This window comes from Flagellimonas alvinocaridis (assembly GCF_004916895.1).
In the GTDB taxonomy this organism is placed as follows: Bacteria; Bacteroidota; Bacteroidia; order Flavobacteriales; family Flavobacteriaceae; genus Flagellimonas; species Flagellimonas alvinocaridis.
On sequence record NZ_SNTZ01000003.1, the window covers coordinates 122,509 to 147,969 of the forward strand.

Consider the following 25,461-nt stretch of genomic DNA (forward strand, 5'->3'; position numbering starts at 1 on the left):
ACGTTTTAGGCGTTGGCCAATATTTCTTTCAAACGTTTTGCAACAACACGTTCCTGTCCCGGATCCATCATCCAAGTAGTAATGCCTATATCATCCTTACCTCCAACGGTCTGAATGGATGGATGCCCTTCACGAAGTTGTTTACGAGCTTCTTCTTTTGTGATTTTGACAACACTCTCATCCCAAGTTACCCTTAAGCTAGGTACGTGGTTGGCGTAAGGAGGAACATGGATTTCGGTCTCTACACCGGTAACTGATTTGGCACTGTCACTGATCAGTTGGATTTGGCTTTCCCAAAGTTTCCATTCTTGTTCATGGTCTTTGGACAAGTAAAGCTCCAAGGCCACCAACATACCCAAAATTTCTTCTTTGTTCACTTTCATACCCCTAGCAATAGTGGTACCTCTTGGTGGGCAGTGCAATCTTGCTGCCTCAATGTACTTACGCTTACCCAATAGAAGTCCGGCACTCTGAGGTCCACGGATTCCTTTTCCTCCCGAAAAACATACTAGGTCAAAGCCCAATTTGGTGTATTTGAAAAGATTCTCTACCGGAGGTACGTCCGCAGCACAATCGATCATACACGGAATATTGTGTTTTTGGGAAAGTGCAACGAATTCTTCGTGCTTGATCTTGCCATTATCGGTATTTGCATTTAGGAACCAAAGCATTGCGGTGTTCTTGTTGATGGCCTTTTCCAATTCTTTGGTGCCATCCACTTCAATAATTTTTGCACCAGTGTTCAATAGGGCATGGGTGTATCCAATGGCATGTCCTTTTTGTACAATGACCTCATTTTTCAGTCCCGTTGTGTCAGGAAGCTGGCTTACCTTTTTGTTGTCCATTCCACAGATAATCCCGGCCAAACCAATGGTCATGGCACCAAAGCACCCAGAGGAAACGGTGGCATACTCGCAATCTAGCAGCTCGGCTATACGCTCACCGACCTTGTCCTGTAGGTCGTCCAGATTCACATATTCTGTGGTTGCATATTTAATGGCATCCGTTACTTCCTTGCTCATTAGACATCCGGTCATAGAGGTATAGGTTCCTGCTGCATTGATGAACGTACGCACTCCAAGCTCCTTGAAGAAGTCCCGTGCCAAGGGTTGGGCCACCGAAGTTTCCAGCGTTTTTGCCGAAAGCAATCCGGTTCCCATTAGTCCGCCCGCAACGGGTAGGGCGGAAAGCGTTTTTAAAACTTTTCTTCTGCTCATAATCTTTGGTTGTTTATATTAAAATTGTTCTTACTAGTTATAGGGTTTGTATTATCGCAATAGGGATTTTCTATTTACCCCAGGCTTGTTTTGAAATACCGTTTAGATCGTAGACTACTTTACCATCTTTGATGGTAAGTTCACATTCTACTTTTTCATCTCCTTCCATTTTGGTATTCCTGGTGTCTATGAATCCGAACTCTCCCTTCCTGTGGTTTAATACGGTAACATCTGCCACAGCCCCTACAGAAATATGACCTAAATCGGTACGTTGAATGATTTTTGCGGGTTCCCAAGTAGATACGGTGATAACTTCACTTAGGGACATACCCAAGTTTAGGAATTTGGACATGATATTGGCCATATCCTTCATTCCTCCATTCATACTTCCTGTGTGAAGGTCGGTGCTTATGGAATTGGGTTTGAGACCTTGCTCCATGGCAGGAATGACTTGCTCGAAAACAAAACTTCCACCCCCATGGCCTACATCAAAAATAATCCCTCTTTTTTGTGCAGCAAAAACATAGTCCCTTACTTTTCCATTTTCATCCACAATGGGGGTACGACCGTCTACATGGCCATAAGCATGGGTGAAAATATCCCCGGGGCGTAATTTTTCCATGAAGAGAGTTTCCAAGGATAACTCAGGCTCACTTCCCCCAAAGTCTATCATAACTGGGATATCGGCAAGCCTTCCTGCCTCTGCGGCCCTTTCCGCGGGTGTCCAATCAAATCCACTGAAATGTGCCAATTTCACCCCAACCACGTCGTTGGGGAACTGTTTTGCCACCATAGCGGTCATTCGGGCATCCATATCACTTAGGTTTTGCTCAATGGGTCCTCCTTTCATTCCAGAGCCTACAATGTTCAAAAAGGCCAATACCCTGGTTTTGGACCTATCGATTACCTGTTCTTTGAACTGCCTAAAGTTTCTCCAACCGGCACCCCCGGCGTCCGCAACTGTGGTAACACCACTTCTGAAGGTGAAACCATCCGGTGGGACCGCATAATAACCATTGCTCAGGTAAGCGTTGGATTCCGTACCATAAAAGTTATGGCTGTGAATGTCTATAAGTCCCGGACTAACATAAAGCCCTTTGGCGTTGATTACTGTCTTGGCTTTACTTTGGGAGATGTTGTTGGATACTTCGGCAATCTTGCCATCCTTTATGGCAACATCCATGACTTTGTCTATGTTGTTTTTGGCATCGATTACATGCCCATCTTTGATTAAGATGTCGTAATCCTGTGCCATGGCAAACATGGTGAACAAAAAGAAGCTGAAAGTTGCATACAAATTGCCCATTTTTAGAATTTTCGTTTTCATACGGTTTGGTTTATGATAAAAATTTATATTATTCTGTTTGTACTTGTATGGGGCCCGTCTCTCCACTTTGCTGGAGTTTTTCCCTTGATTCGGCAACTTCACTTTCGTCAATGGCGCTGGCCTCGTTGCCAAAATTTGTTCTGATAAAGGTCAGCACCTCTGCAATTTCCTTATCGCTCAAGAAGCCATGTTGGGGCATCATACCGTTGTAGACTTCATCGCCAACTTTTATGCTGCCTTCCATACCTCGTAGCACTACATTGATGAGTCTTTCTTTATCTCCAGTAACCCAATCCGTTCCAGTAAGCGGGGGAAATCTGCCTGGTGCTCCTTTGCCATCTCTTTGGTGACAAGCACTGCAGTATGTTTGGTAGGCTTTTGGACCACCCACAAGCCCTCCTGAAATTAGGTTGTCCTTGATTTCATCGGGGGTCCTGATGTGGGACAGCTTCTTTCGGTCTTCCATGGCCAATAATTGCTCTTGTCCAAAATTGTTCCTATCACCATTGAAAGTGACTTTCCAAATTTTTCCTTTTACAGAATCGGAGATGTACATGTCGCCATCGGGGCCAAAAGCGATTCCCATAGGGCGATAAATGGCATCCCTAACGCTCACAAGAGGGTCTACACCTGCAAAACCATCGGCAAAAACTTCTACGTCACCACTAGGTTTGCCATCCTTGAAAGGAACAAATCCAATAAAATATCCCGATTGGGGATACGGTGATCGGTTGGTAGAGCCGTGGAAGGCTATAAAGGCTCCATTCTTATATCGTTTGGGAAATTGGTCTCCCTGATAAAAAACAAGATCATTGGGTGCCCAGTGACCTGGAAATCCAATAATGGGGTCTTCAAATTCAGAACATCGACCTATGATTTCACCGTCTCCACCATATTCTGGAGCCAATACTTTTTTCCCTTTTATTTGATCATAGTAGCAGTACGGCCAACCAAAATTGGAGCCTTCCGTAACCTTCATGAATTCTTCGGAGGGCAATAGTGCACTTTCCCAAGGGGAATATTTATCCGGCCACAATCGTAAAAGGTCATCTCTACCATGCATGAGCACATAAAGCTCATCATCAGCAGGATTCCAACTCATGGCGACCACACTTCTAATGCCTGTAGCATATTTAACCCCATCTTTTTGGGTTTGCCCCAATTTATTGGCATCAAATTTCCAGATACCTCCATGGTCTTCCAGTTGGGGGCAGGGATCCATTCCGGGAATACCGGGAGTACGTTTTGGGTCTTGACAGGCATTGGAAGGAGCACCAAATGGCACATACATATTTCCTTTGCCATCAAAAGCTACGGGTTTGGCAATATGCTCGTGTTTGCCATGTTCATGATCGTCTGTCAATACCACTTCAACTTCGCCTTCAGGAACAAGAGAGCCCGGCGTTAATTTTTGTCGATATACCACAAGGTCGGAGCTGAAATAAATATAGCCATTGTATATCCTCATGGCGGTGGCGTAGCTCCAGCGTTGAGGCTCATTGTTTTCCCCAAACTTTTGAATGATGTTTGCCTCACCGTTACCATCGGTATCCTGAATGGCTGCTATTGTACCATCCTCTTTAGAGTTCCTTAGTTTGGCATATAGGATGTTATCTTCAGTAACGTCCATATGTCTTACAGTCTCAGGGATACTGTCAATAACTACCACGGAAGAGAAACCATCGGGTAGAAAAAGCTCACCATCACGTCCCGGCTCTATTTTCTTACAGTTCGAAAATAGCAAGATAGTGCCGAGGGATATTGTTAGGATTTTAATGTTACGGCTGGAAACCATGTGCTAGGGTTTTATAAATGTGTTAATATGTCAACTAATCTTTGGTCTATATTTTTTGAGGCCATCAGCTCATTTGCTTTGTTCAGATCTTGATTGTATAGGGCCCAAACCAAAGCTGCATCCACGTTTTCGGATTTTTGACTCTCTACTTTGTCCAATATGTTTTGTAAGGATTTCTTGTCCCCCAATTTTTTCATGGCCAAAACAGAAAAAATAGCATTGCTCCTTACTCTTGATGTGGTTGCAATTTCATAGTTGGCAACAGCTTTGAAGTTGGATTCTGCCTGATTTGTATTTCCTAAGCTTGTGTTGCACAGTCCCAAGAGATAATTTGCCATTCTCTCATCGGGATTGTAGGGTGCTCCCACGCCCAAGTTTTCAGGCCACTTCTTTGATGCCTCCAAAAGGGGTATCGCCTTACCTAACTGATTTTTTTCCATATATTTTCTGGCCAGATAGGTATGGGCTTGAGTGTATATTCGTTTACTTTCAGAAGCATGTTCAAAAGGTAAAATTCTTAAACCATTCAACACTGTTATGGCTTTGGGGTAGTCATTGATTGCCAAAAGCGCTTTGGCGTAGCTTAGACCAACATTGTAATTGTCAGGGAATTTTTTTACCGCCTTTTTGCCCAAAGCAACGGCGGCATCATTTTGCTCGTGCTTTAGTTGAAAAAGAATAAGGTCGTCCCAATTTTTCCAGTATCCCTGCTTAAGAGCGAGGGCTTTTTGGAAATCTTTTGACTGCATTTCGTAGGATTCGTCATGGAGAGCCTTTGCCCTGAACCTGTAGAAGGTATCATTATCGGGAACATCACCACATTCCTTTAAAAGTTGCTTGCCCTTTTTCTCCAGACCTACCGCCAAATAGTTTTGTGCCAAATAATATTTAAACGTCCAATGGTTGTTTGTCGAGGCGGCCCATTCCAAAACAGGGAGCATCTCCCTTCTATATGGAAACACAAAATCAGGTGATTGGGTTGAAAGTTGGTTCAGGACAGCGGTACTTTTTTGAGCTCCATCTTCTCGACCTAAATAGGCCAGAAGAAGTTTGGATTTACTGTCCGTTGATATGTTCAAAACGTGTAAAGCAGTTTCTTTTTGGCCTAAATTCAAATAGGAGAGCGCCAGTTCCAGTAAAGTCTCATTGGTAAATTCATTTTGAATGTGTTTTAGAATAAGATTGGGTTCTTTACTGAAAAAGAGTATTTCCTCAAAGGATGCAAAGTGATGGATGGGGCTTATTTTGGAAATTTCTGAAAGCTGTTCGTTGAACGCACTTGAATCCTTATTAAGCCTGTGTACTACCAACAATACCTGTCTGGCATTGAGGTTGTACTGGTTGAAATCCAATGCTTTTATGGCATACTCTTCAGCGGTTTCCAAATTACCTTGATGGAGATGTATTTCAGCCATTTGTGCGTATGAAACGGAACGATATTGTATGGCTCTAGCGGCCCATCCAAAAGCTTCCAAGGCATTTAGTGCATCTTTTTGGGCCCAATAGGCAATCCCTGACAGATAATTTGCGGTTGGGTCATAAATATCTAACTGCAATGCCTTGTTTGCATATTCCAAGGCACTATCATATTCAGTTTTTCTAAATTCTGTACTGGATTTTAATGTTAAACCGCCTGAGTGATATGGAGCATCGGTCAGTAGCGAGTCCAATTTAACTTCGGCAAGGGCAAACTCCCTAAACTTAACAGCTTCAGAAGCTTCGTGGTATAGTTTTTCAATCTTTGAGATTTTAAAGTCAGGGGTTTGTTCAAAATTTCGCTTGAGCAAGGTTTTACTTTTGGAAATGTAATTCAATCTGTTGTTTCCCAGCCGAACCTCAAGAACATCTGAGTCTTTGCATGGAATGGTTTTTTCAAAAACTTCCATGGGTTCCAATTTTAGGTTTTCTACAGGAAGTTCTTTGCCATTCACGAAAATGTGCAATGGTTCATTAAAGGCTTGTAGTGCATTGATGCCAAGGTAGGCCGAGTTTCCATTGCGTTCCACATTCAGGACACCATATTTGGAAGCAGCCTCCATGCCTCCGATTTCTTTTATAGGGAACCACTGTTCTTGCCATGAATCCATGACATAGGGGTCAAAATTGGCCTGCGTTATGGGATTTTCAACACCTGGGGAATATTGGTTGAACAAGCGCCCAGCTTGAAATTCAATATATTGTCCATCGGTATCTGTCAGTAAATCTTCCCATATACCACCGGAACGCGATAGGGCCCACAGCCATAACTTTTGTCCAGGCATTTGTTCATAGGGAGATAAGTGTCCAAAACCAACATTTCTATCATGATAATAGCCTCCAAAATAGTTTTGGTAATCGCCTACGATATGATAGGATTTTGCGGGGCCGAAATCATTATTGCGATACATGGCCAAGTTTCTTCCTTGCTCATCAACGGGCCATTTTCTCCAAGTACCATCATGTTCCAAGAATCCGTTTCCGGGAATAAAGAACTCCAAATCATCTGAGGCCACTGCTGCACCGGTCATCCAATTGTAATAGGATTGATTTAAGGGTGTACCGTTATACCACGAAGCATTGGTTTCAAAATAGGCTTTGTCCTTTTCCAGTTTTATTTCAACTTGCCAATAGGTCCTAGAGGGAAGGTCTAGGTTTCCAACAACACAACTTACGCTTCCATCGTCGTTGGTACGGGTCAAATAGTCCACAGGGGTGGCTGTACCAGGGTGATGTCCTATAATTCCGAAGTTAAACTCGATGCCTCCGGATGTCCATGGACCTCTCATGGCTATATTCCTGAACTTTACAACTTCATTTTTGTATAGAAATTCATTTCCGGTACTTTTTTCGATAGCGCCCCATACTTTTCCTCCAATCTCTGGAAGCACATACACTTCTATGTAATCATTTTCAAGCTTTACAACCTTCCATTCTTTTTTTTCAGATTCGTGTGAATAACCTTCGTACTTGAAATAGGGATAGATTTTAGGATTCTCGGTTAAAATTGGAGCAGGGTTAGGGGTGTTGAACCCATAAGTCTCCAACAGCATGGTTTCTTCTGTAATCGTTGTTTGGGAGTAACCACCGATAAAAAATAGAAGTAAGCTGGAATAAAGTAAAATTTTCATTTTTCGTTGGTAGAATTGGTTTTGAAGACTAATAAGGGGCCATTGTTTTGGGCCACCAAAAAAGTTGAATCATCGATAAATTTTGCATCCCTTACCTGTCCTGTAATGTTCATGCCGGTCTTTGTTTGTTCCAATGCGGTGAAACGACCATTTCCATCATTGGTCAGAACAAGCCCGTGATTGGCATCATATCGGCCAAACTTGACCCGGGTATCAAAGAAATTTCCAAAGAGCATCAGGTCAGTATCGCCGTCACCTTCAATATCAAAAGGGACCATGGCATATATTGGGGCAAATTGCGCTTCAACTGGGAGTGCTTCCAAAGTAAAACCGTTGCCATTGTTTCTAAGGATGGAAGTTTTAAAGGTGTGTGCCTCAAACTTTTGGGCCCTGGCCAAACTTTCTTCTCCAAGGATTTCTGAAACGGTGTGCGACGCATAGTCGGAAAAATTGATGTATTTGCTCTTTAGGTAGGCCAATTGGGAGCCAATATCATCCTTAGAGAATACAGGGTGATTTTTGCCACCTAGATAACAACACAGTATAGGGTCAATGGAGCCGTTGTCATCAAAGTCATCCGCATAAAGGGTAACAGGCTCTTCTGCGCTTGCCTTTAATTGGGAATTTTGCCCAAAATTGCCCAAGGCGTAATCCATGTCGCCATCATTATCCACATCGATGGGAGTGATGGTGTTCCACCACCCTTCGGAATTGGTCAATCCTTCAGGGGTTTCCGGTACAAGTTTTCCATTTTTGTTGGCTAGGAAGATTACCGGGGTGAACTCACCAACGACAATCAGATCTTGAGTGCCATCTGCGTTGAAATCTGTGAAAACGGCATCGTTTACCATTCCCAAATTTGAATTTTCACCAAGAATGCTCTCGCTCGCATCGGAGAAATTTCCTTTGCCGTCATTCAGCAGGATTTGGCTATTGGGGGCCATTGGATATTTCCCTGGCTGCAACCTTCCTCCAATAAAAAGGTCTTGGTCCCCATCCCCATCCACATCGCCCACAACGGCACATGAGCCACTAAAGCTCATTTTTGGCAGTTGATTACTACTGTTTTTAAATTGACCGTTTCCTAGGTTGATATAAAGCCTATCGGTATAATTCCCAGGGAGGGCATCATACTCATTTCCACCACTTACCACATATAAATCTGGTTGGGCATCGCCATTGGCATCAAAGAAAACAGCCCCTATGTCCTCGAACTTGCGATCTTGATCAAATATGGTTTCACTTGAGGAAATATAACTTCCATTGGCCTTTTTTAGGAACATTTTTCCAGGTTGACCTTGAGCCCCTCCAATGTAAATGTCCTTCAAACCATCGCCATTGACATCGGATACCGCCAATTTTGGCCCTTGGGTAGAGAGCATATGGGGGAGGAGTAGTTCTCTTTCAAAATCAATAAATCTATTTTCTTTGTGGTTGAAGGTTACAAGACTGTCTTGTGTAATCTCCGTAAACAGAGCTGCTATTTCTCCAACGGTATTTTCTTGGGCCGTTGCCTCATTTTGATCTAATTGCAATGTTTGATTAACGGCAATGTTATTTTTTTGGGTGATGCTGCCATCGGGCCAAATGACCTTGAGTTCCCCAATGGTGCCAACTTTACCCAAACCAAAAATTATGGAGGGGTCAACTGAAGATTGAAAACCTCTCGAGGTATAGAGTTCATGCTGAAGTTTTAAGGTGTCCGCTTCAACAATAATCTTGGAACCAATGGCCAAGGTGTTCTTGTCTTTTCCTTTGAGTTGAATTTTCAGATAGTTGTTCTGCGTGATTTTCTCTGAATTGTTACGGTAGATAAAGGCCTCTTCATCCATATTATTGACCACAAGGTCATAATCGCCATCATTGTCCAAGTCCACATAGGCAGCCCCACTGGAAAGCGATTTGCCTCCAAGGCCCCAAGCAGTGGTCTCTTTTTCGAACTTAAGATGCCCAAGGTTTTTATAGGCATAGTTTTCCTCAATGGAAGAGGGAATTTCTTTAAGGAGGTCCTTTATGGCCATTTCCACACCAGAATCCATCTCTTCAAGGCGTTTTTGTACGGCAAAGTTCATAAAGTCCATATTGGTATAGTCTCGTTTAAGACCATTGGTGACAAAGAGATCTGTGAGACCATCATTGTCTAAATCGGTGAGTAGGGGAGCCCAGCTCCAATCCGTGGCATGGATGCCAGAAAGCTGTCCCACTTCGGAAAATGAGCTGCCATTGTTTATGTGCAGCATATTCCGCATGTATTGGTGGTGAAAATCGGATTTCACCAAGAAATCATATTTGTCATAGTTGTCTGGCCCCAGCACCATTTTTTGCCTAAAGTTCCCTTCGGGCAACATGTCAAGGGTAACTATATCCAATTTGCCATCTCCATTGATGTCGGCCACATCACTACCCATTGAAAAATAGGAGGTATGCCCCATATATTTTTTTAGGCTCTCGGTAAAAGTACCATCACCGTTGTTGAGATATAAAAAATCGTGTTCGTGAAAATCGTTGGAAATGTACATGTCTGGCCAGTTGTCGTCGTTAATATCTCCTACGGAAACACTAAGACCAAATCCCAATACGCTGGAAATAATACCGGCTTCTGAGCTTACATCGGTGAATTTTCCATTGTCATTTCTGTAAAGACGATCGGCATATTCTGGGATATATTCCGATCGTAATTCTTTGGAGGTGTTCCTAAAACTTGAATAGGGCTGTACCGAGTGGTTTAGTACAAATACATCTAGATCACCATCTTTGTCGTAATCAAAGAAATTGGCCTCCGTGGAGTAACCTGAATCATCCAAGCCATATTCATTGGCCTTTTCGGTAAAAGTGAGATCTCCATTGTTAATGAACAATAGGTTTTTTCGTTTTGGAGCATCTTTCGCGGCCGAACGGCACACATAAATATCCACAAGTCCATCACCGTTTACATCGGCCATGGCTGTCCCCGTGTTCCATAATCCTTCTGCAAAAACACCAGCTTTTTCGGCAATTTCCTCAAATTTAAAATCACCTTTGTTCAGGTACAATCTACTGCCTACCATGCTTCCTGTAAAGTACAGGTCCATTAACCCATCATTATTGATGTCTCCAACGGCCACCCCGCCACCATTATAGATGTATCCATAGGTAAGGATGTTTAGTTCATCTGTTTCCACGACTAAGTTTTTAAACTTGATGCCTGTGTGCCCAGAGGGCATTTTAGAGAACAATTTATTGGAATCAATAGGGTTGCAGGAGGTCAGCACCAATATGTACAGAACACTGATGATAGAAATTAATCGCATGTAGTAGAGTGTTAGGTTGGTTTCATCTCAAAAGAAAAAACCTGTGGGAATCCCACAGGTTTTTTTGGGTTTTCCCACTCTTTAGAAGTTGGGACCTCCGGTATCCCACCATAGTCTGGTGTTGATTTCATCCGGTCCACCAAGTTTTGCGGTGGCGTCCGCTACTCCAGCAGGGTTGTTTTCACGTTCATCGTTTACAAAAGGCATTCTTTTGATAAACTCGCCTACAGGTACTATCCCCCAGTCAGCGTTACTGCTGTTCTGATAAACAGGGGGTAATTTTGGATATCCTGTACGTCTAAAGTCTACCCAAGCCTCCATTTCATTGGTATAACCTGCAATCCATTTTTGAGTAATGATCTTTTCCAGTTTGATTTCATTATCGGCACCTTCATCCCAAGCAATGGTGTTGGTAATCTGGTTGGTGAAATCATTGATGGGATCTGGATAAACCACCCCATCATAATCAATAGGCAAACTGGTGTCATCCGCAAGATAAGCATCTACACCACCTGCACCCCAAAGCTCAAAGGAAGCTTTCACTCCATTCTCATAGTTGGTCTGGGCATCACCGGCACCGGCCCAACCACGAAGGGCGGCCTCAGCTTTAAGGAAATGTACTTCATCGGCACTCAACACTTTTCGCTTAGTCACCTTTGCAGGGTCGTTAAAGCTTATGTCGATGGTTGAGAATGGAATATGGTCATCTTTGGCAATAAGCTCACCTCCATTACGTATACCCTTGTAAGGATACTCTGGGTGATCAGCCACCAATGACATATCGGATACAGGATCAAAGAATGCATGGATTCTAGGATCTTTATACCCTACCAAAATGGATTCCATAGTAGCACTCATACGGGTATCGTTCCACTCAAAGCAAATTTGGGCAGGGTGGAATTTATTCCCATACAAGGAAATATTCATGTTGTCTCCATTGGTTTCAATCAATCCTACAGGGTCTGCCAAAGCTTTCTCACCTTGCGTTCTAGCTAGGGTTGGGTCAACTTTGGAGATACGCATGGCCAATCGTAAGCGCATTGAATTGGCAAACTTGGCCCATTGAGAAACATCTCCACCGTAAGTGGCATCAAAATCAGATAGACCAGTATAGTCCATATTTGCACTAAACTCAGCAATAATTCTATCCAAATCACTAAAGAAAGCATTGTACAAGGCAGGTTCGCTGTCATACAATACATCGCCTTCAGTACCGAAATTGGTGTAGATTACTGGACCATAAAAAGTAGTTACCCTAGACATGGACAGAATTCTGATCAAGTTGGCCCATTCCACAAAAACGGTATAACCATCGGCCTCGGCAATCTCAATAACTTGTTTGGCCGGAGCCATAACAAAATCGTATTCACGTCCCCAATATCCGTTCCATCGGATATAATAGGTAGTGTTATTGATGTTACCTGTAAATGGAGTGGGTTGTGCCAAGTGCTGGGCAAACGACGTATTGGTCAGGTTATGGTTAACCTGGTTCCCAAAAATCTGGCTAAGCATTGAAGGGTAGAAAGCACCAACATGGTTAAAATCCTGCTTCAATGATTCGTTGGATATCTGGTAGGGGTTTGTGTTCGTTTCCTCAAAATTTTCAGTACATGAACTGAAGGCCGCTACCAGGGTTAAGAGATATAAAAACTTTTTCATACTGTTTTTTTTAGAATGTTAGTTTTAGGTTAAACCCGTAAGTTCCTGTAGATGGCAAGTTAAAGTTATCCAAACCTTGTGCAGTTTGACTCGTGCTCATTGCCAATTCAGGGTCAAATGGTGCATCTTTATACAAGAAGAAAAGGTTGTTACCTATAAAGGACAAGCTAGCTGCTTTAATGGGCAGACTAGAATTGGACATATCAAAGTTATATCCAATGGATAGCTGGCTCAACTTAATGTTGGTACGGTCGTATACGTAAGCCTCACCAACACCGTTCCTATCACCTATGGCACGGAACCAAGTTTCGGGATCAACACTGGTAACAGCTGTTCCAGAATCCTCATCAAAACCATTTACAGCTACAGCTCCAGCATCACGGGCATCTGCTGTACGTTGGGAAACCCCAGCGCCATCAAGCATACTTTCAGTTTGGCTGAAGACCTTTCCTCCAAATTTGGCATTGATCAAAGCTCCAAAGGAGAAACGCTTGAATGTAACATTGTTGTTCCAACCTAAGCTGAATTTAGGATCTAGATTTCCAATAAGCTCTGGAAGGTCTGTTTTTCTTGGAGCGCCGTTGCTAAATAGGATACGGCCTTGGTCATCCCTTAAGAATTTAAGAACATAAAGGTCGTTGTATCTACCACCTTCAACCAATCTGGAATAGTATCCTTCTGAAGAGCCCAAGTTGAAGATTCTTTCATCATCTGGACCTATGTCTATCACCTCATTTTTGTTAGAGGTAAAGTTAAAGGAAGAACTCCACTCCAAATCCTGGGTTTGAATAGGAATTGTATTCAAAGTAATCTCAACCCCTTTGTTACTGATTTCCCCAGCATTGATGAATTCAGTGGTGAAACCTCCTTCTCCTGAGGTCGTTGGAACTGAAATAAATTGGTCCTCACTCTTAATGGAATAGTAAGTGAAATCCAATCCAAGTCTGTTATTCATGAACCGAACATCAAATCCAAATTCAGTACTGGTTATGATTTCGGGCTTAGCATTCACAAAAGGTCTTGTAGTATTCCTATCCACACCGCCGTTGGCAGAAATTGTGTTTTGAGGGTTGATTCTGTTGAAAGGCACCTCGTTACCTACCTGGGTCCAAGAACCTCTTAGTTTGGCAAAGCTAACAGCCTCTGGCATGGTGAACATTTCGCTTAAAATAGCCGTTACACCAACAGATGGGTAGAAATAGGACTCATTTCCTGTAAGCGCCAAAGTAGAGGCCCAGTCGTTACGTCCGGATAAATCCAAGAACAACATTTCTTTATACCCAAATTGAGCATTAAGGAAAACCCCTTCTTTAATTACTGTTCCGTTGGTAAGAGAGGTTACAGGTACGTTGGTTGGCAAGTTCTGGAAGAAGAACTCATTTGGGTACAGAAGACCCAGTGTTCCTGTTCCATTACCGTTAGGACCAACACCAACACCAACACCATATTCGGTTTCTTGGTGGCTGGCACCCAAAGAAGCATTTAGACTAATGTCATCGCTTAAATCAGTATTGTAGTTGAGGATGATATCCGTGTAAAGCAATTTATCTTCATATTTCTGATAGTTCCAAGCTCCATTTGGGTGAACGTTTGTAGAGTTGGAGGTAGCAGCGTGACGTTGCTCTTTCAATACTGTTGCATAATCATAGTTGGCCCTGGCCTGAACGTTAAGATTATCAGCAATATCGTAGCTCAAGGTAAGGTTACCGATGAAACGATCTCTCTTATCCATCTGAGGTTGCTTGTTAATGATCCAATATGGATTGGATTGATGGTGATCGGAAACAAACCAGTTTTGAGAATCGATATTTCTTACAGGGTCAAAAACCGAGTAATTATTCTGAAAATCATAGAAACTTCTGTTTCTTGGGAAAAAGTAAAGACCTGTAAGTGGGTTCAAATAGTATCCTGCAGGCAATCTATTATGGCTGCTTTCAAAAGCACCAATAACATTTGAAGTGATGGTAAGCTTATCATCAAACAATTTGGTTGATTGCTTAAAGGTAAAGTTGTTTTTCAGATACTTGTTCTTAGGTGTAATACCAGTTGCGCTAATGTTACCGTAAGAGAAGTATGCCTGGGTCTTTTCAGTACCACCACTAACACTTACAGAGTTGAAGAAGTTATGTCCTGTTTGGAAAAAGTCTTCAACATAAGCACTTTGATAATCCCCGGGAGTAGTATCCCAGCTTTCCTTTGCAGCACCAATGGCTCCATACTTGAACTGTAGGTCGGGAAGTTCCAAATAGTGCTCAAAAGTGTAGCTACTGTTAAGCGTTACAGTAGTTTTTCCTTCAGCACCGCTTTTGGTGGTAATCAATACAACCCCGTTGGCACCTTGGCTACCATAAAGTACTGCAGCGTTGGCACCTCTAAGGATACTGATACTTTCAATATCATCAGGGTTAAGGGCAGAAAGTCCATCCCCACCATCAGTACCACCCCACATTCCGGGCTGGCCTCCTTTGTTGTTTGCCATTGGAATACCATCGATTACAAAAAGAGGTGAACTATCACCGCTAAGCGATTTGTTACCCCTAAGCAAAATTTTAGTAGACCCACCGGCACCTGAGCTACTTTTCTTGATTTCAACACCTGCTGTCTTACCAGAAAGTGCATTCATAAAGTTGGGGTCCCTAGTTTTTGTAAGTTCATCTGACTTTACAGTTTGTTGGGCATAGGTAAGGGTTTTCTCCTGTCTTTTGATACCCAATGCAGTTACAACCACCTCATCCAACTGGCTGGCGTCTTCCTGCATTACAATATCGATAGAGTTGGAAGCACCTACAGTAATTCTCTGTGATAGCATACCCAAATAGGAGTACACCAATACATCCCCTTGAGAAACTTCAATGGTATAATTACCATCAAAATCTGTTTGGGTACCATTGGTGGTCCCTTGCACCAAGATACTTACCCCGGGCAAAGGCATACCATCTGAAGCAGCTGTTACAGTACCTGTTACGGTCTTTTGCACCACTTCTTTTTCAACAATTACGGGAGCTTCTTTCTTAGGTCTTGGGCTAACAGCAATAGTGCTGTTGGTCCTTTTAAAGTTAAGGGCAGCTTCACGGCTTATCTGTTCCAATAGGTCATATACGGAATATGATCCAGTAGCAATAACGAGTCTTGCCTTTTTATTGACATCTCTCTCGTCATAATTGAACTTAAAAGCCGATTGGCTTTCAATTTCCTCAAAGACATCCAATACATCCACTTGTTTTGCGGAGTCCCATTTAAGGTAAATGTCTTTCAAGCTTTGTGTATACCCCTCATTGGCCATTGCAAAATAGCAGAAAACTAATTGCAAAATAAAGATTCTTGAGAGCACAGCGATCGTTTTAGTTAGTTTAAATTTCATACTTTTACGTCGGTTTAGTTGATATATTTTTTAATTGAACTTTTGATGATAAGTTTGTCTCCATCGAAAGTGCCATTTTCTTTGGAGCAAACTTATTTTTTTAAGTAGAGTTTTTCATTCCCATAATTTAAAGTTTAGCGGTTATAGTTATTTAAAATTGATTCTTATTTTTCTAGGATTATCCTTATCCATTTTAAAGGAAAACCGTTCAGCATATGCCATTTGTTCAAGCACACTTTCCAGACTTTCGGCCGGAAATTTTCCAGTATAGGTAATGGGTCTGTTCAAATTGCTGACTTCAATGTCAACATCGTACCAGTTTTCCAGTGTTTCCTTGACCTCATCAAAGCTTGCGGCCTTAAAAACAAGTATTCTCCTTGTCCATTTGTAAAAATCCATATCGGAATAGGCCGATATGTCCAACTTGCCCATGGAAGCATCAAAAGTGGCCTTGCCACCCAATGCATCTATAATTTCTGAATCCATATTCCCGGATACAACCGGCGAAACCTGAATTTTACCGGTCACCAAACCTACTTCTACTTTTTTGCCGTTATGGGCTTTAATGTTAAAAGATGTTCCAAGTGCCTTGGTCAATAGCCCGTTTGAGTTTACCACAAATGGCCTTGTAGGATCTTTTTCAACTTCAAAGAAGGCTTCACCTTCCAAAAAAATCTCCCTTTTTTCCTCAAAACTTGAACTGTAGGAAACCTTGCTATTATTATTAAGGTATACCGTGGATCCATCGGGCAGTGTAATTCTGGATTTCTGTCCGCGGAAATTTTCCTTTACTATCAGTTTTGATGGAATATAAACTGGTGCGATCTCTGTAGAGGTGGACCACTTGGCACCTACTGTCAAAGCAGTCATTAAAAGTGCGCAGGCAGCAGCTTGGAATGCCATCATTGGCCAGCTACTTTTTTTTACAGTGATTTGTGAATCTTTTTTGGCTAGGATAGACTTAAGGATTTCACCTTGGTCTATAATGTCAATATCTTCAGATGAACTGTACTTGAAAGAAAGGATGACTTCCCTGGCCACCATGACCGCCTTTTTTTTGGACGGATTTGCGGATAACCATTTTTTCCAAAAAAAATGGTTGGACGGGTTTGGCTTCAATACCCAGTTTCTAAATTCTGGATCGGCCAAAAAGTCTTCCAATTCGTATTCGTGATAATCCATAGATAGTGGCACTATATTAATATGACTTCACAATTTGATAAATGACATCAAAAAAACTTAACTTTTTTTTAAAAAAAACTTCAAGAAGATATTTACTGTATATAAAATCGTTTAATTGCTTGAGAATCTTATTGGTTTGTTAACATGTATAAGGTATTAAATTTCATCAAACCGAAATAAGTGCCCCTCATTTTATGAATTCCTTGCGCTGGCCATGGTTGTTTTTGCCAATAGTTAAACAAGGGCGGCTATTTGGCGGGCGTTTCCGCGTACTTTTTTAATTCAGAAAGTGATCTGTACATTAAGTTTCGTACAGCCCGAACGCTTGAGAAGCCCATGATTTCTTTGATTTGAGAATAGGAAAGTCCGTTGTAATAAAAATAATAGACCACCTCCCTTTGTCGCTGGGTCAATTTGTTCAAGGACTTTTGAATCAGCTTTACTTGTTCTTTGTGGAACTGTTTGTTAACTAGTAAGCTTTCATGGGATGGTGTAACCAAGAATCCATAGGAATCATTGGTCAAACCCAAATCCATTTTTTTTCTTTTCTTGTTCTGCTTTTTCTGTTCGGTAATTATCTTGTTCCTATAACACTTTATTAAAAAGGCCTTGACCGAAATCACTTTATGGAGATCATGTCTTTTTTTTCTGATGGAAATGAAAGTTTCCTGCAGGCAATCTTTGAGCAAATCGGTATCTCCTGAAAACTGTCTGCCCAAATTATAGAGTATTTGAAAGTAGTGATTGTAGATCTTAACAAAAGCAGACTCACTGCCATCGCAAAATAGCTTCCACTCCGCAGCCGAATCAAAAGACTTCGAAAACTCTTGGGAAGAGTTTTTCCTATCATTTTGATTATAACCTTCCGAAATATTGGATAATAAAGCCATTATGTTAAGAGGTTGATAATATTCTACCAATATAGAAAAAAAAACGTAAGCTCTACTTTTTTTGCAAAATTCATTTTGTGAAATATTTAACACCTCTTGATTAAGGGTGGTCTGAAATAATCAGAAACCTATAAATGACTAGGCTTCCAACCAGTTGGAAGCCTAGAAAGAAGTATAGAAAAATGTACTTGGATAGATGTGGATTAAATATGATTTTATGAAATAAAGAAGTGGTTTCTTACAAAAACTACTGTAATGGGTTAGCCTGTCCTGTGCTAAAAAGTATGAGCAAGATGATTAAACTGTCTGGTTAAAAAGAATCAGTGCAATTCTTCGCAAGAAAATCCATTTTTCCTGAGCAATTTGGAAATGGTCAAGGCACCTAGGTTTTGGGTTTCAACCCGGAGGATGTTGTCACAATCCTCCAGATCAAAATTCCAATCACCATTTTTGGTGACCAACTTGTTCAAGACGGGTTTGAGCTTCTTCACACTTCTGTTGTCGAGGACGGAAGTCTTAAATACTAAAACGGTCTTCATACTTTATATAAGTTATTTGTCCCTTTCCCAAAAGAAAGGAGGTTCTATCCCCAATGAACGTAGGTACACATAAGCCTGTCCTCTATGGTGGATCTCATTATCTATAAAATAGAAGATGGAAGACTGTACAGAACCTTCGTATTGGCCAAATAGGACAATGTTTTCTTGAAATCGTTCCAATTTGATTTTACCCCAGAGGCTATTGATTTCCTCAGTGGACTTATCCCATGCCTCCAAGACCCTTGCCTTGCTGTTGCCATGGTCAAAATGTTCTTTAAGCTCAGTGGTCTTGCCGGAAACGATTTCCTGTAATCCAGGAACGGCAATGCCCAAGAGTTCATTCACCATTTCCGAAAATGGACGCATTCCTCCAATGGAGTGTGTAAAGAGTTCTTTTTCGGGAAAGGCCTCGATGACCCTTCGCGTTACCCTTCTGTGTCCTTGCCAATGTTCTAATAATTGGGAAGAGGTGATAATTTGTGCTGTTTCTTTTTGTTGTTCCATTGTTTTTTCCATGATACATGATTTAGATTTTGATTGTGGATTCAAAGGTAGATGGGGGTTGTGACAGCCCTTTGTCAGTAGAAAAAAACTTTAGCAAAAAAAGTGATGTTGACATACGGTTGTCATGCACTGTACAGATATTTGCCATATTCAGGACCATTCATTCCAAAAGGAATTAAGGGGTGTAGGGAATCCTGAAATAGATTTAAAACAAACTAAAATGAAATGGAAATGCTCTCCCGGCCATGGATTGAAATCCTATCTTTGGGAGATAGCACATTCAATTATGGGAATGGATACCGTAAAACGTTTTGATAGGATTGTGGCGATTTTGATCCAACTGCAATCCAAGCGTATTGTAAAGGCACAGGAATTGTCGGATCGTTTCGAGGTAAGCCTTCGTACCATATATAGGGACATTCGCACTTTGGAAGCATCGGGTGTGCCCATTGTCAGCGAGGCAGGAGTAGGCTATTCCATCATGGAAGGGTACCGTTTGCCTCCGGTAATGTTCACCCGTGAGGAAGCTGGGAGCTTTGTGGCCGCAGAAAAGCTCATGCAAAAGTTTACCGACAAATCGTTGGGAGCCTATCACGAGTCGGCCATGTTCAAGCTTAAATCGGTTTTGCGGGGAAGGGAAAAGGCCTGGGTAGAAGCCTTGGAATCCCAAGTGTCCATTTTGCCGGGCAAGGAACTTTTCAATGAAAAGGTGCCCAACGCTTTGGAAATTCTGTTCGAGAGCATTGCAGAAAAGAAACAAGTCTTTTTGCGATATGGTGCCCTTCAGACAGAAATACCATCGGAACGAAAGATAGAGCCCGTGGGACTCTTCAATGAAAATGAATTTTGGTACATATTAGGGTACTGTCATTTGCGGAAGGATTACAGATATTTCCGAACGGATAGAATCCATAGGATTGAGCGTACACCACTCGATTTTGTATTGGAGCACGGCACCTTGGATGAATACCGTCAAAAAGAAAAGAAACCACCAAAGACAAAGGTCAGGATATTGGTCGATAAAGTGGTGGCCAGATACATACAGGGTAGCAGAAAGCACTATGGTTTTGTATCGGAAACCCAAAAAGGTGAATTTGTGGAAATGACCTTTATGTCCATGGATTTGGAGAACGGTTTTGCCCGGTGGTATTTGATGTTCGGGGATTTTGCCAAGATAGTAGAGCCAGAAGCCCTAAAGGAAAGGGTGGTGGAGCTGTTGAAGAAAAATCAAGAAATGTTACAAGGCTGATTTCCAGTTTTTAAAATGAGCAAGAATCGGGTTTTGAAGCAAACTGAAGTCGCATACTTTTGGTTTCAAATCATACAGTTATGGAAACCCAGACAAATTACAATTACAAGCGAATAGCAAAGGCCATAGATTTTATCAGGAACAACTTCAAAGAGCAACCCACCTTGAACGAAGTGGCCGAGACCGTGCATTTGAGCCCATACCACTTTCAACGTCTATTTACGGAATGGGCGGGCGTGAGTCCCAAAAAATTCATGCAGTATATCAGTGTAGAATATGCAAAACAGTTGCTGAAGGAACGACAGGCCACCTTGTTCGATACCGCCCAAGAAACCGGATTTTCTGGGACTAGCAGACTCCACGACCTGTTCATAAACATTGAGGGAATGACCCCTGGGGAGTTTAAAAATGGAGGCGAGAACCTGACCATCAATTATAGCTTTGCCGAAAGCCCATTTGGCCCCTTATTGGTCGCTTCGACCCCCAAAGGAATTTGCCATATGTCCTTTATACATGATGAGGCCCGTGCATTCGAGGGTTTGAGATCAAGATTTCCCAAGGCCCAGTATCGTCAGATGCTGGACAAAAACCAGCAGGATGGCCTGTTCATCTTTCAGCACGATTGGGCAAAGCTGGACCAGATAAAACTCCACCTGAACGGCACCCCGTTTCAACTAAAAGTATGGGAAACACTCCTTAAGATTCCCATGGGAAATCTATCTACGTACGGGAGTATTGCGGAAAAAATTGATCAACCCAAAGCATCAAGAGCTGTGGGGACGGCCATTGGAAGCAACCCCGTTGCCTTTTTGATTCCCTGCCATCGGGTCATTCAATCCTCGGGCCAGTTGGGAGGATACATGTGGGGCCCTACACGAAAGAGTGCCATAATCGGGTGGGAAGCGGCTCAAACCCAAACCTCAAAATAACCCTAACAGAATCCATTAAAGATGCACCAACTTAAATCAAGAATCCACAAAGTGGACTGGCCCCTTGTGGAAGAAAGTCTGCATGCCAAAGGGTATGCCGTAGTGCCCAATTTGCTCACTCCAGAAGAGTGCGATGAGTTAAAGGAGCTTTACAACAACCCTAATGGGTACAGGAAGACGGTTGTTATGGAACGTTATCGGTTTGGACTGGGCGAGTACAAGTATTTTGACTATCCCTTACCCAATATGATTCAGACCCTTCGTGAGGCCATATGCCCCCATCTGGTACCTGTGGCCAACCTTTGGATGAAAGCGTTGAAAATAGAAAAGAAGTTTCCCGGCACCCATCAAGAACTGGTGGAACAATGCAAGGAACAAAACCAGTTGAAGCCCACTCCCTTGATTCTTAAATACGGAGAAGGGGGCTTCAATACCTTGCATCAGGACCTATATGGCGATGTCTATTTTCCGCTTCAAGCGGTATTGTTTTTGAGTGAACCCGGTGAGGATCATGAGGGTGGGGAATTTGTCTTGACCCAGCAAACACCCAGAGCACAATCAAAAGCAATGGTCTTGAAACCAAAAAAAGGAAGTATGGTTGTGTTCACCACTAATTTTAGACCTGTACAAGGCCAAAAGGGATATTATAGGGCAAATATGAAACATGGGGTGAGTGAGGTGTCCAGTGGCGAACGTTATACCTTGGGAATCATTTTTCACGATGCGATAAGTTGATATGCTGTACCACATCCATCTGCAAGATTTTGAGGTAAGAATAGGAATTAGGCAAAGAGAAATCACATATGCCGGCCATAAGAAGTTGAAGATTTATGGTACCTTGAAGTGTACATCGGGCAAACGCATGAAGCGTGAAAACCGTGTCTTTTTCAAAACCGGGCAAGAAGCCATTTCTTTGGGATATAGGCCCTGTGGACATTGCATGCGGATAGCCTATAAAAAATGGAAAGATGAACTTGTTCTCAAATCAAAACAACCCTGACCAAAATTGGCTGCCCCAGGATGGTGTTGTAAACTATCATGGGCCCATTATGGCGTATGATGAAGCGAATGCATACTACAAAAAATTGATGGAAACCATTGCTTGGAAAAATGATGTGGCCATCATCTATGGTAAACGCATCGAGACCAAAAGAAAAGTGGCCTGGTATGGCGACTTGCCTTTTGAGTATACCTATTCCAACACCACTAAACATGCATTGCCTTGGACCCCCGAGCTTTTGGAGCTTAAAAAATTGGTGGAGGAACACACCGGGGAAAGCTTCAATTCATGCTTGTTGAACCTGTATCATTCCGGGGAAGAGGGCATGGTTTGGCATAGTGATGCCGAAAAAGACTTGAAAAAGGACGGCGCTATTGGTTCCTTGAGTTTTGGGGCGGAAAGAAAGTTCTCGTTTAAGCATAAAACCACCAAGGAGAAGATTTCAATTCAACTGGAACACGGGAGTCTTTTGGTAATGAAAGGAACTACCCAGACCCATTGGCTACATCGTTTGCCTCCAACCAAAATGGTAAGGTCTCCAAGAATCAACCTGACTTTTAGAACTATAGAGACTATACAAGTTCACTAGTCTTTACCATTAAAATATTGTAAATGTTTGTTAGATGTAAGTCAGTAATTATGGAAAAATCCATAACTTCAAGGGAATTTTTAATACTATGGCAACATTTACACTGAACATCAACGGAAAAAAACAGGAGGTGGACGTAGATCCATCGACACCCATACTTTGGGTTCTTCGCGACCATTTAAATATGGTCGGCACAAAATTTGGTTGCGGCATAGCCCAGTGCGGAGCTTGTACCATTCATTTGGACGGAACAGCCACACGATCTTGCATATTGCCCGTTTCCAGTATCGGGGACAAGAAAATCACGACCATTGAAGGACTTTCTGAGAACGGGGATCACCCCGTGCAAAAAGCATGGTTGGAAGTGGACGTGCCCCAATGTGGGTATTGCCAAGCAGGGCAGATTATGACAGCATCTGCCTTACTTGAAAAAAATCCAAATCCAACAGACGAAGAAATTGAAACGGCTATGAATGGAAACATCTGCCGTTGTGGCACCTATGTCCGTATTAGAAAAGCTGTAAAAATGGCTTCAGAATCATAATTCAACCGGGCTAACATAAAATTAAGACCATGACACTCATAAAGACAAAAATAGGAAGACGAGCATTCATCAGAAATACTGGTTTGGCCAGTGGAGGCCTTGTTTTAGGCTTCAATTGGTTGGCATCTTGCAAAATGACCCCGGAACAGGTGAATGCTATGCCCAAAGAGTGGTTTGAGCTCAATGGATTTCTCAAAATTGGCGATAATGGTATGGTGACCATCATGTCGCCCAATCCAGAAATAGGTCAAAATGTAAAGACGGCCATGCCCATGATCGTGGCTGAAGAATTGGACGTTGCATGGAAAGATGTTATTGTTGAGCAGGCCCCATTGAACACCGATATTTTCACAAGACAATTGGCAGGAGGGAGCCAATCCATTCGTCAAGGATGGGAGAGCCTTCGTATGACAGGGGCCACGGCCCGGCAAATGTTGAAAGAGGCAGCTGCCCAGACTTGGCAAGTTCCCGTGGATGAAATCACCACAAGTGAGGGAAGGCTTCATCATGCTGCCAGTGATAAATCGGCCGGATATGGTGAAATGGCTTCCATCGCCGCAGGGCTGGAGGTTCCTGAAGAAGTACTGTTGAAAGAAACGGGTGAATTCAAGATTATAGGTACAGACCGAAAGAATGTGGACGGCCCCAAGATTGTGACGGGCAAACCTTTATTCGGTTTGGATATACAACGGGAAGGTATGCTCATCGCTATGATTGTGCACCCTCCCGCATTTGGAATGAAATATAAATCCATGGATGCAACGGCGGCCATGGCTATGCCCGGGATCAAGGATGTGTTTCCGGTAGTGGTCTATCCGGAAGATGCTGAAAAACAATGGTCGGACGGAGGAGCCATTGCGGAACAAGTAGCCATAGTGGGGAATAGTACTTGGGAATGTATGCAGGCCAAAAAAGCCTTGGAGATAGAATGGGAAGAAGCCTCTACGCTAGAAAGTAGTGTGTACCATGATGAAGCTCTATCGAGTTTGTTGAATACGACTCCAAAAGAAGCAGCGCGAAAAGATGGGGATGTAGAAAAAGCATTTAAAAGTGCTGCCAAGATTGTGGAAAGTGTCTATACGGCACCCTTTTTGGCACATAACACCATGGAGCCCATGAATTTCTTTGCCCATGTAACCCCAGAAAAAGCGGAGCTTTTGGGCCCCATTCAAACCCCAGAGTTCTTGGAAAAGACCTTGGTGTCCGTATTGGGAATGCCCGCGGAGAAAATCGATATCATGATGACCCGAATGGGTGGGGGATTTGGCCGTCGTCTCTATGGCACATTTGCCGTGGAAGCTGCCGTAATTTCGCAAAAAATGCAGGCCCCCATTAAATTGGTATATTCACGTGAAGATGATATGACCCAAGGGACGTATCGACCTTCTTATAAAGTACGGTACAAAGCTGGTTTGGATGACCAAGGCAATTTGATAGCTTGGCATGTGCGGGGTGCGGGAACCAATGACGACTTAATTTTTGAAAACCGTTTTCCAGCTGGGGCCGTGGACAATTATTTGGCCGAGAAGCATAGCTTGCAGACCAATGTTACCACAGGAGCATGGAGAGCACCACGCTCCAACTTTATTGCTGGAGCAGAGCAAGCTTTCATGGATGAAGTGGCCGAGGCAGCAGGAAAAGACCCCATTGCCTTCCGTTTGGAACTTTTTGAAAGGGCCAAAAACAACCCAGTTGGCAATCCCGAGAACAATGATTATGACCCAGAACGTTATGCTGGTGTTTTGAAATTGGTTCAAGAAAAATCGGGATGGACAGACGGGGCGAATAGCGGTAAATCAAGAGGTGTTTCTGCTTATTATTGTCACAATTCCTATGTGGCGCAAGTTATGGATTTGACCATGGATGGGGATAGGCCCAATATCGATAAGGTGTGGTGTGCAGTAGATTGTGGTATTGTGATCAATCCATTGAGTGCCAAAAACCAGATTGAAGGAGGAATTGTGGATGGTATAGGACATGCTACTTATAGCGCATTGAGCTTTAGCAATGGCCAAACGGACCAAAAGAATTTTGACACCTACCGTTTGATTCGGAATATGGAAGCTCCCAAGGAAATAGAGAGCTTTTTTGTGGATAATGGCATAGATCCAACCGGATTGGGTGAGCCGTCATTGCCCCCCATTATGGGAGCTTTGGCCAATGCCCTGTACCGCGCAACGGGTAGGAGGCATTACCATCAGCCTTTCATAAACGATAAACCTCCTTTGGTGGGGTGATAAGCGGTACTTTTTTTGAGACTATCTAAGGGTATTGTAATC

Annotated in this window: 18 protein-coding genes; 7 read left to right on the forward strand and 11 right to left on the reverse strand. The window is 42.7% G+C overall.

Annotated elements, in window-relative coordinates:
* Positions 1-5 precede the first annotated feature (5 nt).
* From EZV76_RS08105 to EZV76_RS08155, 11 genes are all read right to left on the reverse strand, one after another.
* Positions 6-1,217: an aminotransferase class V-fold PLP-dependent enzyme gene (locus tag EZV76_RS08105; RefSeq protein ID WP_236640889.1), complete on the reverse strand. Its 1,212-nt coding sequence runs from the start codon at positions 1,215-1,217 to the stop codon at positions 6-8.
* 70 nt (positions 1,218-1,287) lie between these two features.
* A complete protein-coding gene (locus tag EZV76_RS08110) occupies positions 1,288-2,544 on the reverse strand; it encodes an amidohydrolase/deacetylase family metallohydrolase (RefSeq protein ID WP_236640890.1) in 1,257 nt (418 codons plus the stop codon).
* 28 nt (positions 2,545-2,572) lie between these two features.
* Entirely contained in the window at positions 2,573-4,339 is a 1,767-nt protein-coding gene (locus EZV76_RS08115) for a PQQ-dependent sugar dehydrogenase (protein WP_136566042.1), read from the reverse strand.
* An 11-nt stretch (positions 4,340-4,350) separates the two neighbouring features.
* Complete coding sequence (locus tag EZV76_RS08120) at positions 4,351-7,446, reverse strand: DUF5107 domain-containing protein (protein WP_136566043.1); 3,096 nt, start codon at positions 7,444-7,446, stop codon at positions 4,351-4,353.
* Entirely contained in the window at positions 7,443-10,736 is a 3,294-nt protein-coding gene (locus tag EZV76_RS08125; protein WP_136566044.1) for a VCBS repeat-containing protein, read from the reverse strand. The genes EZV76_RS08120 and EZV76_RS08125 overlap by 4 nt, the downstream gene beginning before the upstream one ends.
* A gap of 81 nt (positions 10,737-10,817) precedes the next feature.
* Positions 10,818-12,395, reverse strand: a complete 1,578-nt coding sequence (locus EZV76_RS08130) for a SusD/RagB family nutrient-binding outer membrane lipoprotein (protein WP_136566045.1) — start codon at positions 12,393-12,395, stop codon at positions 10,818-10,820.
* A 10-nt stretch (positions 12,396-12,405) separates the two neighbouring features.
* Complete coding sequence (locus tag EZV76_RS08135) at positions 12,406-15,756, reverse strand: SusC/RagA family TonB-linked outer membrane protein (protein WP_136566046.1); 3,351 nt, start codon at positions 15,754-15,756, stop codon at positions 12,406-12,408.
* A gap of 147 nt (positions 15,757-15,903) precedes the next feature.
* Positions 15,904-16,938, reverse strand: a complete 1,035-nt coding sequence (locus tag EZV76_RS08140) for a FecR family protein (protein ID WP_136566047.1) — start codon at positions 16,936-16,938, stop codon at positions 15,904-15,906.
* Positions 16,939-17,186: 248 nt separating this feature from the next.
* Positions 17,187-17,828 carry an RNA polymerase sigma factor gene (locus tag EZV76_RS08145; protein WP_136566048.1) on the reverse strand — a complete coding sequence of 214 codons (642 nt, stop codon included), beginning with the start codon at positions 17,826-17,828 and terminating at the stop codon, positions 17,187-17,189.
* A 320-nt stretch (positions 17,829-18,148) separates the two neighbouring features.
* Positions 18,149-18,367 carry a hypothetical protein gene (locus EZV76_RS08150; RefSeq protein ID WP_136566049.1) on the reverse strand — a complete coding sequence of 73 codons (219 nt, stop codon included), beginning with the start codon at positions 18,365-18,367 and terminating at the stop codon, positions 18,149-18,151.
* Between the two features lie 12 nt (positions 18,368-18,379).
* The gene (locus EZV76_RS08155) at positions 18,380-18,883 is read right to left on the reverse strand and encodes a DinB family protein (protein WP_136566050.1); all 504 of its coding nucleotides are present in this window, start codon (positions 18,881-18,883) and stop codon (positions 18,380-18,382) included.
* A 274-nt stretch (positions 18,884-19,157) separates the two neighbouring features.
* Between EZV76_RS08155 and EZV76_RS08160 the strand changes: the two genes are divergently transcribed.
* The 7 genes from EZV76_RS08160 (at position 19,158) to EZV76_RS08190 (ending at position 25,419) form a co-directional block, all read left to right on the forward strand.
* Positions 19,158-20,120 (forward strand): helix-turn-helix transcriptional regulator, encoded by a 963-nt coding sequence (locus tag EZV76_RS08160; protein ID WP_136566309.1) that lies wholly within the window; start codon positions 19,158-19,160, stop codon positions 20,118-20,120.
* A gap of 80 nt (positions 20,121-20,200) precedes the next feature.
* Complete coding sequence (locus EZV76_RS08165) at positions 20,201-21,049, forward strand: methylated-DNA--[protein]-cysteine S-methyltransferase (protein WP_136566051.1); 849 nt, start codon at positions 20,201-20,203, stop codon at positions 21,047-21,049.
* 21 nt (positions 21,050-21,070) lie between these two features.
* On the forward strand, positions 21,071-21,784 hold the full coding sequence (locus tag EZV76_RS08170; RefSeq protein ID WP_136566052.1) for a 2OG-Fe(II) oxygenase: 714 nt from the start codon (positions 21,071-21,073) through the stop codon (positions 21,782-21,784).
* A gap of 1 nt (position 21,785) precedes the next feature.
* On the forward strand, positions 21,786-22,049 hold the full coding sequence (locus tag EZV76_RS08175) for an Ada metal-binding domain-containing protein (RefSeq protein WP_136566053.1): 264 nt from the start codon (positions 21,786-21,788) through the stop codon (positions 22,047-22,049).
* Complete coding sequence (locus tag EZV76_RS08180) at positions 22,018-22,638, forward strand: alpha-ketoglutarate-dependent dioxygenase AlkB family protein (protein WP_136566054.1); 621 nt, start codon at positions 22,018-22,020, stop codon at positions 22,636-22,638. Before EZV76_RS08175 ends, EZV76_RS08180 begins: the two co-directional genes overlap by 32 nt.
* 88 nt (positions 22,639-22,726) lie before the next feature.
* On the forward strand, positions 22,727-23,182 hold the full coding sequence (locus EZV76_RS08185) for a (2Fe-2S)-binding protein (protein WP_136566055.1): 456 nt from the start codon (positions 22,727-22,729) through the stop codon (positions 23,180-23,182).
* Between the two features lie 29 nt (positions 23,183-23,211).
* On the forward strand, positions 23,212-25,419 hold the full coding sequence (locus EZV76_RS08190; protein ID WP_136566056.1) for a xanthine dehydrogenase family protein molybdopterin-binding subunit: 2,208 nt from the start codon (positions 23,212-23,214) through the stop codon (positions 25,417-25,419).
* Positions 25,420-25,461: the final 42 nt, after the last annotated feature.

Excerpts from the sequence above, each read along its gene's own strand:
- EZV76_RS08185 (WP_136566055.1), top strand. The coding sequence starts at position 22,727 with ATGGCAACATTTACACTGAACATCAACGGAAAAAAACAGGAGGTGGAC.
- EZV76_RS08130 (WP_136566045.1), bottom strand. The coding sequence starts at position 12,395 with ATGAAAAAGTTTTTATATCTCTTAACCCTGGTAGCGGCCTTCAGTTCA.
- EZV76_RS08150 (WP_136566049.1), bottom strand. The coding sequence starts at position 18,367 with ATGAAGACCGTTTTAGTATTTAAGACTTCCGTCCTCGACAACAGAAGT.
- EZV76_RS08175 (WP_136566053.1), top strand. The coding sequence starts at position 21,786 with ATGCTGTACCACATCCATCTGCAAGATTTTGAGGTAAGAATAGGAATT.
- EZV76_RS08115 (WP_136566042.1), bottom strand. The coding sequence starts at position 4,339 with ATGGTTTCCAGCCGTAACATTAAAATCCTAACAATATCCCTCGGCACT.
- EZV76_RS08125 (WP_136566044.1), bottom strand. The coding sequence starts at position 10,736 with ATGCGATTAATTTCTATCATCAGTGTTCTGTACATATTGGTGCTGACC.
- EZV76_RS08105 (WP_236640889.1), bottom strand. The coding sequence starts at position 1,217 with ATGAGCAGAAGAAAAGTTTTAAAAACGCTTTCCGCCCTACCCGTTGCG.
- EZV76_RS08170 (WP_136566052.1), top strand. The coding sequence starts at position 21,071 with ATGCACCAACTTAAATCAAGAATCCACAAAGTGGACTGGCCCCTTGTG.
- EZV76_RS08160 (WP_136566309.1), top strand. The coding sequence starts at position 19,158 with ATGGGAATGGATACCGTAAAACGTTTTGATAGGATTGTGGCGATTTTG.
- EZV76_RS08145 (WP_136566048.1), bottom strand. The coding sequence starts at position 17,828 with ATGGCTTTATTATCCAATATTTCGGAAGGTTATAATCAAAATGATAGG.
- EZV76_RS08135 (WP_136566046.1), bottom strand. The coding sequence starts at position 15,756 with ATGAAATTTAAACTAACTAAAACGATCGCTGTGCTCTCAAGAATCTTT.
- EZV76_RS08120 (WP_136566043.1), bottom strand. The coding sequence starts at position 7,446 with ATGAAAATTTTACTTTATTCCAGCTTACTTCTATTTTTTATCGGTGGT.
- EZV76_RS08190 (WP_136566056.1), top strand. The coding sequence starts at position 23,212 with ATGACACTCATAAAGACAAAAATAGGAAGACGAGCATTCATCAGAAAT.
- EZV76_RS08110 (WP_236640890.1), bottom strand. The coding sequence starts at position 2,544 with ATGAAAACGAAAATTCTAAAAATGGGCAATTTGTATGCAACTTTCAGC.
- EZV76_RS08165 (WP_136566051.1), top strand. The coding sequence starts at position 20,201 with ATGGAAACCCAGACAAATTACAATTACAAGCGAATAGCAAAGGCCATA.
- EZV76_RS08140 (WP_136566047.1), bottom strand. The coding sequence starts at position 16,938 with ATGGATTATCACGAATACGAATTGGAAGACTTTTTGGCCGATCCAGAA.
- EZV76_RS08180 (WP_136566054.1), top strand. The coding sequence starts at position 22,018 with ATGAACTTGTTCTCAAATCAAAACAACCCTGACCAAAATTGGCTGCCC.
- EZV76_RS08155 (WP_136566050.1), bottom strand. The coding sequence starts at position 18,883 with ATGGAAAAAACAATGGAACAACAAAAAGAAACAGCACAAATTATCACC.